This window comes from bacterium, from assembly GCA_036524115.1.
Classification (GTDB): domain Bacteria; phylum JAUVQV01; class JAUVQV01; order JAUVQV01; family DATDCY01; genus DATDCY01.
In genome coordinates, this window is the sequence record DATDCY010000256.1 from 1 (window position 1) to 9406 (window position 9406).

Here is a 9406-nt window from a genome sequence, read left to right on the forward strand (position 1 = left end):
TCTCGGCAATGCGCTTGTCGGCATGAAACGGCCCGAAGGCGTTGCCGCACTCGAGCGGGCCATCAGCATCAAGCCTGACTATGTGCCTCCGTATACTTCGCTTGCTTGGTACTACCTTGGTGTTGGAGACCTCCGAGGCGCTGAGGCGACGGCACGACGACTTCGCCAGCGGGACATACTGCAAGCGGATCGTTTGGAAAAGGTCATCGACTTTACGAGATCAACGAGGCCTCGCTGAAACCTTGTTTGGGACCCGATGGGTCCTTCTCATCCCGGTGGATTTCGGGTGGCCGAGGAGGCTGGCGGGCGGCCGGCGGAGCGCCCACGCCGGCCGCGCACTGACGGCCGCCCCTTCAGCCCTCCCCGGGCAGCCCGTACTTCCTGAGCTTCAGGTACAGCGTCTTGCGGTCGATGCCCAGCACCTGGGCGGCCCGCGACTGGTTGCCGCCGGCCTCGCGCAGCACCCGCAGGATGTGCTCGCGCTCGATCTCCTCCAGCGAGAGCGCCGCGCCCGCCGCCGGGGCCGCGCCAGCAGGCGCGGCGCCGGCGCGCGCCGGCATCGCCAGGTCCTCCGGGCCGATCAGCTCGCCGTCGCAGAGGATCACGGCGCGCTCGATGACGTTCTCCAGCTCGCGCACGTTCCCCGGCCAGTCGTAGCCGGCCAGCGCCGCGAGCGCCTCTGGCGTCAAGTCGTGCGGCGCCCGCTGGCGCTTGCGCCCGTAGGTGGCGAGGAAATGGCGCGCCAGCGCCGGGATGTCCTCGGGCCGCTCGCGCAGCGGCGGGATCGTCACCGTGATCACGTTGAGCCGGTAGAAGAGGTCCTCGCGGAAGCGCCCCTCGGCGATCAGGGCGCGCAGGTCGCGGTTCGTCGCCGCGAGCAGCCGCACGTCGACGTGCTGCGCGCGCGTGGCGCCGACGCGCCGGTACTCGCCGGTGTCCAGAAAGCGCAGCAGCTTGGGCTGCAGCGCCAGCGGCAGCTCGCCGATCTCGTCGAGGAAGAGCGTTCCCTTGTCGGCGACCTCGACGAGGCCGTGCTTCGTCGCCACCGCGCTCGTGAAGGCGCCGCGCTCGTGCCCGAAGAGCTCGGACTCGATGAGGTGCTCGGAGAAGCTCGCGCAGTTGAGCGGGACCAGCGGCGCCTCGCGGCGCTCGCTGGCGCGCCAGATCGTGTTCGCCACCAGCTCCTTGCCGGTGCCGCTCTCGCCGAGGATGAGCACCGGCGAGTCGGTCGGGGCCACCTTGCGGATCAGCGCGTGGACCTCGCGCATCTGGCGGCTCTCGCCGACGAAGTCCGGCGGGATCTCCTGGCGCACGAGCTCCTGCTCGAGCAGGCGGCTCTTGGCGGTGAGCGCGCCGAATTCGTGGGCGCGGTTGATGAGCACGATCAGCTCGTCGAGCTTGTAGGGCTTGGTCAGGTAGTCGAAGGCGCCGTTCTTCATCGCCTCGACCGCGGTCTCGACCGTCGCGCGGCCCGTGAGCACGATGATCGCCGGCGCGCCGGGGTCCTGCCGCAGGCGCTTCATCGTCGCCGGGCCGTCGAGGCCGGGCATCACGATGTCGAGGAGGATCACGTCGAAAGGGCGCCCCCGCAGCAGCGCGAGCGCGGCCTCGCCGTCGGCGGCGACCTCCACGGCGAAGCCCTTGCGGCCGAGCTCGCGTTTGAGCAGCCGGCGGAAGGGCTCCTCGTCGTCGACGACCAGGACGCTGATCACGGCGCGCCCACGGCCGGCAGGGTGATCACGAAGGCCGTGCCGGCGCCCGGCGCGCTCTCGACGTCGATGGAGCCGCCGTGCTCCTCGACGATGCGGTGGCAGATCGTGAGGCCGAGCCCGGTCCCCTCGCCGACGGGGCGCGTCGTGAAGAACGGATCGAAGATCTTGCCGACGATCTCCGGCGGGATGCCGGCGCCGGTGTCGCGGACGCTGAGGCGGATGGCGCCGCCGGCGCTCCCGGGGCGCACCGGGCCGGCCTGCGCCTCCGTCGTGATCGTGATGCCCCCGCCCGGAGGGGTGAAGGAGATGGCGTTGAGCAGCAGGTTCATCAGCACCTGCCGCAGGCTGCCGGCGTCGGCCTGGATCTTGGGCACATCCCGCGTCAGCCGCAGGTCGATCCGGTGCTGCAGGCGCGCCGTGCGGTGCTTGAGCAGGAGCAGCACCTCCTTGATCAGCTCGTTGACGTCGATCTCGCGGAAGGTGCCGCCCGAGGGGCGGGCGAATTCCAGCAGGCTCTGCAGGATCCCCTTGCAGCGGAAGATCTCGCGGTGGATCGTCCGCAGGTACTCGGGGAAGTCCTCGAAGGACTCCACGCGCGCCAGCGCGGGATCGCCCGCGCGATCCAGGAGCGCCTCGGCGTAGCCCGCGATGATCCCCAGCGGGTTGTTCACCTCGTGGGCGATGCCGGCGACGAGCGTGCCGAGCGAGGCCAGCCGGTCGGAGCGCACGAGCTGCTGCTCGAGCCGCTTCTGCCCGGTCACGTCCTTGAGGTAGTGCACGATGGCGTAGAGGCGCCCCTCCTCGTCCGAGAGCGGGTAGGCCCGGAAGTGGAAGATGCCGCCGGCGGCGCTCGTGAACTCCCGCGACATGGGACGGCGGCCCGCGCGCGTCTCGTCGCAGAGGCAGCGGGTCGTGCCGAGGCCCAGGCGCGCGAGCACCTCGGCGCAGGGGCGGCCGGCGAGCTCCGCGGCGGAGCGGCCGACGGCGCGCAGCAGCGCGCGGTTGGCGCGCACGACCCGCCGCCGGTCGTCCTCGATCCAGACCAGGTCGGTGATGGCGTCGAAGGTGCGCTCCCACTCCTTCTTCTCGCGCGAGATCTCCTCGAAGAGCGCCGCGTTCTCGAGCGCGATCGCGATGTGCTTGGCCGCCGGCAGCAGCAGCGCCAGGTCCCGCTCGGAGTAGCGCCCCGGGACCGTGGAGTCGAAGTTGAAGACCCCGAGCATGCGGTCGTGCGAGAGCGGGATGCTGATCGTCGAGCGGATGCCCTCCGCGAGCAGCTTGCGGTCGAGCGCGAAGGGGGTGCGCTCCAGGTCGGTGCTGATCCACGGTCGGTTGTTCCGCACGACCCAGCCGGCGCTGGTGCCCTCCATCGGGGCGCGCACGCCGCGGGGCAGGCGGGTGCGCATCTCGGTGTCGAGCGCGTAGATCAGCAGGTCGTCCTGCTGCTCGCGGTACAGCAGCAGGCTCGCGCGGCTGTAGTCGATGAGCCGCCGCAGCTCCATGACCACCATCCGGAAGACGGTGCCGATGCTCAGGCTGGAGCCGATGATGCCGGAAAGCTCGTTGATGATCTCCAGGTGGGCCGCGCGGTCGGCCGGGCCGGCCGTGGCCCCGGGGGCCGGCGGGCCCGGCGCGTCCCCCGCAGGCGTGTCGCGCACGACCACCAGGCGCAGCCCCGGCTCGCCGGGGACGGGGGAGACCGCGATGCGGGTCGGCAGCGCCGTCCCGTCGCTGCGCAGGCAGACGGCGTCGAAGGCCTCCCCGTTCGCCGGGAACCCCTCCGGCGGCCAGGGAGAGATCAGCCGGCCGAGTCCCGTCCCGGGGAGCGCGGCGGGGTCCACGCCGAGCGCGCGCACGGCCGCGCCGCAGGCGACGACGGTGCCGTCGCCCTCCACGAGGAACGCCGGCAGTCGCAGCGCATCAAACGTCGCGAGCAGCTCGTGGAGCCCGCTGGTGGTCACGGCGTCCATGGGGGATAGGTACCACGCGGGGCGGGCTGCGGCAAGGCCGGGGATGGAACGACGATGACGACTTCTCGCATCAGCATGATCCGCCGCTTTCTCTGCTAGTATTGATGAGCTATGCCCGGGAGCGTCGCGTACACGAAGCCGTGGGCGGTGCTCTGGGGCGCCGCGACGCTCGCGCTCGTCTATGTCGTCGTCGCGCTCGCGCTGAAGGTGCGCTCCTTCGCGCGGGGCGGTGCCCTGCCGCCGGCGCCGCGGCCCGCGCCGGGCAGGGTCGCCGGGATCTGGCTCGCGGAAGTGCTCCTCCAGCGGCAACTCCTTCAGCTCTCGCCGCTGCGGTGGGCGGCGCACCTGGCCATCGCCTGGGGTTTCGCGGGCCTCGCGCTGCTGTCGGCGGCGCACGTCGCGCTGCCGGCGCTCGCCTCCGTCTCGCTCGACGGCGGCGCCGCGGCGTGGCTGTTGCGCGGCGAGGGGCGGGCGATCGGCAAGGCCTGGGGCAACGCCTGGGGCCTGGTTCTGGCAGCGGGCCTTGTCCTCGCGCTGCTGCGGCGGCTGATCGCCCCTCCCGAGAAGGCGAAGGAGGGGCAGGGGACGAAGGAGGGGGACCTGCCGCTGGTCCTCTTCCTGCTGGCGCTGACGCTCTCGGGCTTCGCGCTCGAGGGGTTGCGGCACGCCCTCGAGGCGGCGACGCCGGAGCGGGCGGCCGCGCTGCGTCCCTGGCTGACGGCGCTCTGGACGGCGCACGGACTCGGCGGCGTGGGGCTCGTCGCCTGGCTGCCGCGCAGCACGCTGCTGCACGCCCTGCTCTCACCGCTCGTCATCGCGCTCAACGCGCGCGGCGAGCACCCACGGAGGGACCTCTATTGGCCCAAGACGACAAGGCACAGGGCGGGCGGGTAGCGGCCGGCCTGAGCTGGCGCCAGCTGATCGAGCTTGAGGCCTGCGCCCGCTGCGGCGAGTGCAAGGGCTGGTGCCCGGTCTACACCCAGGACGCGCGCGAGGCCATCTGCGCGCGCGGCAAGCTCGACGGGCTGCGGGGCCTGGTGCGCGGCTCGCTGTCCGAGGGCGAGCGGAGCGTCTTCCTGGAGAGCCTCTATGAGTGCTCGGCCTGCGGGCAGTGCCATGTCGTCTGCCCCGTGCGCATCGACACGCCGGAGCTCTGGGAACAGGCGCGGCTGGCTCTCGGGCGCGCGGGCTTCCCGCGGCCGGAGTCGCAGACGCGCGCCCTGGCCGGCATCAAGCGGCACAACAACTCCTACGCAAAGCCGCAGGCCGAGCGCGGCCTCTGGGCGGAGCGCGCCTGGCAGGCCGGCCTGCTGCTCGCGCCCGTGCGTCTCTGGCGCGAACGGCCGGCCCCCGTCCTGTACTTTGCGGGGTGCACGGGGAGCCTCGACCCGGCGATGCAGTTCGTCGCCGTGCTCAGCGCGCGCCTGCTCCAGGAGGCGGGGGTCGACTTCGCGATCCTCGGGCCCGACGAGCCCTGCTGCGCCAGCAAGCTGCGGCGCATGGGGGACGAGACCTTCCCCCAGGAGGCGGCGCAGCGCATCGAGCTGCTGCGGGGGCTCGGGGCGGAGACGATCGTCGCCTCCTGCGCCGGGTGCTTCAAGGGTCTGCACGGGGACTTCGCGCGGCTGCCCGGCGGCGTCCTGCCGGTGCTGCACCTGACGCAGATGCTCGACCGGTTGATCGCGGCCGGAAGGCTGCCGCTGCGCCACGCGGTCCCGCTGCGGGTCACCTACCACGATCCCTGCCACCTCGGCCGGCACAGCCAGATCTATGAGGAGCCGCGGCGAGTCCTCGCGGCGGTCCCCGGGCTCGAGTTCGTTGAGCTGGCTCGCGCCGGCGCCTTCTCCTCCTGCTGCGGCATGGGCGGCGGCCTCAAGCTCGCCAACGAGGGGCTGCAGCACCGCATGGGCGCGCACCGCATCCGCGAGGCGGAGGCCACGGGCGCGTCGGCGATCGTCACGCCCTGCCAGACCTGCTGCATCGGACTTGCCAACGGCGTGAAGGAGACCGGTTCGCCGCTGCGGGTCATGCACCTGAACGAGGTGCTGGCGCGCGCGGTCTGCCCGGAGATCACCCCGGAGAAGGTGGCGGCGGCGCTGGCGGCGGGGGGCTGAGGCGAGTTTCCCCGACCGTTTCACCGGGACTTGCTTCCGGCTCCCCTCCCGTGCTACAAGCACGCGCGCATCACCGTTCTTTGAGCAGTACACACCGCGTCGGCGCTGGGAACGCCGTGAGAATCGGCGACAGTGGCGCTGCTGTGACTGGCTACGAAATCCTCAACGAAGCCACCCCTCCCGGGGAAGGCGGGGAGAGTAGGCCCGAAGCCAGGAAGTCAGAATACCGGCCGACGCGGGACCCCCCCCAACCCCTTCGAACCAAAGGAGGAAAGGACATGCACCGCCGTCTCGCCGCCGTACCCCTCGTCGTGGCCCTCGCGCTCGCCGCGCCCGCAGCCGCCCAGCAGTCGCCCGAAACCCCGGCCGCCGTCCAGGTCCAGGAGATCGTCGTCACGGCCACGCGCATCGAGTCGACGATCGCGACGGCCCCCGACGCGATCACCGTCGTGACGCGCGAGGAGATCGACGCGCTCGATGCGCGCACGGTCGCCGACGTCCTCGCGACCGTCCCCGGCGTCATCGTCTCGCAGACCGGCCAGCCGGGCGGCCAGACCTCCGTCTTCCTGCGCGGGGCCAGCAGCGGCCAGACGCTCGTGCTCGTCGACGGCGTGCGCGTCAACAACGCCTTCAACGGCCGCTACGACTTCGTCGACACGACCGTCGACAACGTCGAGCGCATCGAGGTCGTGCGCGGGCCGCAGAGCACCCGCTACGGCTCGGACGCGCTCGGCGGTGTCATCAACATCGTCACGAAGAGGAGCGCCGCCGCCAATTCCGGCTCGGCGCTGGTCGAGGTGGGCGAAAACGCCAGCACGCGCGTCCGCGCGGCGACCACGGCCGTGCTCGGCCCGGTCAGCCTCTCGGCCGAGGGCGGCGCGTTCGACACCGACAACGAGCGGCCGAACTCGAAGTTCCACGAGGCCGGCGGCTCCTTCGGCGCGACCTGGCGCGCCAGCGAGCGCTTCGACGTCGGCCTCTCGGGCTCGTACCGCGAGTCGAGCGCCGGCACGCCGAACGACACGTTCACGAACGACCCGAACGACAGCACGCGCATCAAGACCTCGCTGACGACGCTCCTGGTGCACGGGGTGCCCGCCGCGTGGTGGGACGCGCGGCTGAGCCTCTCGGCCGGCCACGAGCGCGTGGTCTTCGACGGGCCGGAGCCGAACCCGCCGTTCTTCTCGGGGAACCTCAAGACCGAGACCGTCACCGATGCCCGGCACGCCGACCTGCAGAACGTCTTTGCGATCGCCGCCGGCCACCAGCTCTTCCTCGGGCTCTCGCACGACAGCAGCCCGACCGACTACACGTCGAGTTCCGCGTTCGGCGTCGCCTCGATCGACAAGACCGTCACGGCCAACGCGGTCTCCGGCCAGTACGACTGGTCGCCGGCGAAGAGCTTCACCGCGAGCCTCGGCGGGCGCGTCGACGACTTCAACACCTTCGGCACGCACGCGACGTGGCGCGCCGGCGGGCGCTACACGGTGGCCGCTTCCGGCACGATCCTGCGCGCGAACGTCGGCACGGGCTTCCGGGCGCCGACCGTCGCCGACCTCTACTACCCGGGCTTCAGCAACCCGGACCTGGAGCCGGAGGAGAACTTCGGCTGGGACGCCGGCGTGGAGCAGCCGCTGGCCGGGGGGCGTCTCCAGGTCGGCGCGAACTGGTTCCAGAACGACTTCGACAACCTGATCGCGTACTCGACCACGGCCTTCCGCCCGGAGAACATCGCGGAGGCGCGCACCGCCGGCGTCGAGGCGTCGCTGCTGTGGACGCCGACGGCGAGCCTGAGCGTCAACGGGGCGTACACGTGGCTCCCGACGGCGGAGGACCGCACGACGGGCGAGCGGCTGCTGCGCCGCGCGAAGCACTCGGGCAGCGTCGGCGCCGTCTACCGCTTCCCGCGGTGGGTGCGGCTCGACACCCTGCTGACCTTCTCCGGCTCGGCCCCCGACAAGAACTTCTCCACCTTCCCGGCGCAGGACGTCGAGAACGACGGGTACCTCAAGTGGGATCTCGGCGTGACCGTGACGCCGGCGACGTGGCTGGACCTCGGCGCCCGCGTCGAGAACCTGCTCGACGAGGAGTACGAGCAGGCGTTCGGGTTCCCGGCGCTCGGACGGACCTTCTGGGGCGGGGCGACGGTCCGGTTCTAGCAATTCCCGAGCGTGAAGGTCGCCTGCGAACTTCTCGGGAACGCGTTCGAGCTGCCGGCGGCGCCGCGGCGCATCGTCTGCCTCGTCTCCGCGGCGACGGAGACGATCGCCGCGCTCGGCGCCGCGGACCGGCTCGTCGGCGTCTCGCCCTACTGCGCGCGCTACATTGCCGATCTGGCGGCGCCGGTGGTCGGCGACTATGTCCGGGCCGACCTCGAGGAACTGCGCGCGCTCGGCCCCGACCTGCTGCTGTTCACCTCCGGCGTGCAGTTGCCGCTGGCCCGCCGCTGCGCCGCGGCCGGTCTGCCGGCGTACGCCTTCCCGGTGCCGGCGAGCCGCCACGGCGTCCTCGAGAACGTCGTGACCGTCGGCTCGCTGCTGGGCCGCGTCGACGCCGCGCGGGCGCTGGCGGACGACATGGGCGAGGAGTTCGAGACGCTGCGCGTCAGCGCCCCGCCCCGCCGCCCGCGCGTGTACGTCGAGCTCTGGTTCGGCCGCCACCCGCGCACGACGGGGGGGCGCACGCACGTCCACGACCTGGTCGAGCTGGCCGGCGGCGAGAACGTGTTCGGCGCCTCGTCCCAGGCCTGGCTGCCGCTCGACCTGGCCTCGGCGGCGGCCTCGCGCCCCGACGTGACGCTCTTCTTCAGCGAGCCGGAGTTCCCAGTGGACCCGGCGCGCCTGCTCGCGGAGCGCGGCTGGGACCAGCGTCCCGGCTTCCGCCCCGTCGTCTCGACGGTGGCGCGCGGCCGCAACCTGATCCACGACGGACCGTCGTACACGGAAACGGCGCAGTGGCTTGCCGGGGAGCTCGGCGGCAGGGCCGACGCCGGGCCCTGAGGCGTGCCATGCGGTTGACAAGAGGCGGCGGCGCTGCCGATATTAATGGCGGTGCAGGTGTGGGGGAGGGCGGCGGGCACCGCGCCGCCCGGGAAGCCGGTGGGAATCCGGCGCGGCCCCGCCACTGTAACGGGAACGAAACCCCGTCAGATGCCACTGGCCGCGGGCTCGCGGCCGGGAAGGCCGGGGGAGTAGGCGGCCCGAAGCCAGGAGACGACCCCGCACCGGGACCGAGGGGTTCCCTCGCGGGAGGGACGGTCGGCGCGTGTTTCGCCTTCACCGCCCCCGGACTTTCCGCAGGGCTCCCCCGGTGTGTCGTTCGTGCGGAGGGCACGAGGTGAGGCGCGCGCAGCTGCATCTGTACTACGGCGGCGGGAAGGGCAAGTCGACCGCTGCGTTCGGCCAGGCCGTCCGGGCGTGGGGCCGCGGCTGGCGTGTGCTCTTCGTCCAGTTCCTGAAGGACTCGCGCGACCCGTCGAGCGAGGTCGCCGCGGCCGCCGCGCTCGGCCCCCGCTTCCGCCTGTTGCGCGCGCCGCTGCCGGCGCCGGCGATCGGCGACCCCGGCCCGCGGGGGCGCCGCCTGCTGCGCGCGGCCTGCGCGGAGCTGCTCG

At 72.6% G+C, this 9406-nt stretch carries 8 protein-coding genes and 2 riboswitches; of the genes, 6 read left to right on the forward strand and 2 right to left on the reverse strand.

Features of this window, described 5'->3' with window-relative positions; genetic code table 11:
* Nucleotides 1-238: tetratricopeptide repeat protein (locus VI078_12495; protein ID HEY6000101.1), on the forward strand; the 238-nt coding region annotated here is incomplete at its 5' end.
* 115 nt (nt 239-353) lie between these two features.
* On the opposite strand, the gene VI078_12500 is transcribed toward VI078_12495, so the two are convergent.
* Nucleotides 354-1712 (reverse strand): sigma-54 dependent transcriptional regulator, encoded by a 1359-nt coding sequence (locus tag VI078_12500; protein ID HEY6000102.1) that lies wholly within the window; start codon nt 1710-1712, stop codon nt 354-356.
* Nucleotides 1709-3682: an ATP-binding protein gene (locus VI078_12505; protein ID HEY6000103.1), complete on the reverse strand. Its 1974-nt coding sequence runs from the start codon at nt 3680-3682 to the stop codon at nt 1709-1711. Before VI078_12505 ends, VI078_12500 begins: the two co-directional genes overlap by 4 nt.
* A 111-nt stretch (nt 3683-3793) precedes the next feature.
* Here VI078_12505 and VI078_12510 point away from each other — a divergent pair, with 111 nt between their 5' ends.
* The 5 genes from VI078_12510 to VI078_12530 form a co-directional block, all read left to right on the forward strand.
* Nucleotides 3794-4576 carry a hypothetical protein gene (locus VI078_12510; GenBank protein HEY6000104.1) on the forward strand — a complete coding sequence of 261 codons (783 nt, stop codon included), beginning with the start codon at nt 3794-3796 and terminating at the stop codon, nt 4574-4576.
* Complete coding sequence (locus VI078_12515) at nt 4540-5796, forward strand: (Fe-S)-binding protein (GenBank protein ID HEY6000105.1); 1257 nt, start codon at nt 4540-4542, stop codon at nt 5794-5796. Before VI078_12510 ends, VI078_12515 begins: the two co-directional genes overlap by 37 nt.
* 83 nt (nt 5797-5879) lie before the next feature.
* Nucleotides 5880-6046: riboswitch (cobalamin riboswitch) on the forward strand.
* Between the two features lie 28 nt (nt 6047-6074).
* The gene (locus VI078_12520; protein ID HEY6000106.1) at nt 6075-7955 is read left to right on the forward strand and encodes a TonB-dependent receptor; all 1881 of its coding nucleotides are present in this window, start codon (nt 6075-6077) and stop codon (nt 7953-7955) included.
* A 12-nt stretch (nt 7956-7967) separates the two neighbouring features.
* Nucleotides 7968-8795 (forward strand): helical backbone metal receptor, encoded by an 828-nt coding sequence (locus VI078_12525; protein HEY6000107.1) that lies wholly within the window; start codon nt 7968-7970, stop codon nt 8793-8795.
* A gap of 91 nt (nt 8796-8886) precedes the next feature.
* Nucleotides 8887-9010, forward strand: a riboswitch (cobalamin riboswitch).
* A 122-nt stretch (nt 9011-9132) separates the two neighbouring features.
* The coding region (locus VI078_12530; protein HEY6000108.1) for a cob(I)yrinic acid a,c-diamide adenosyltransferase at nt 9133-9406 on the forward strand (274 nt) is incomplete at its 3' end.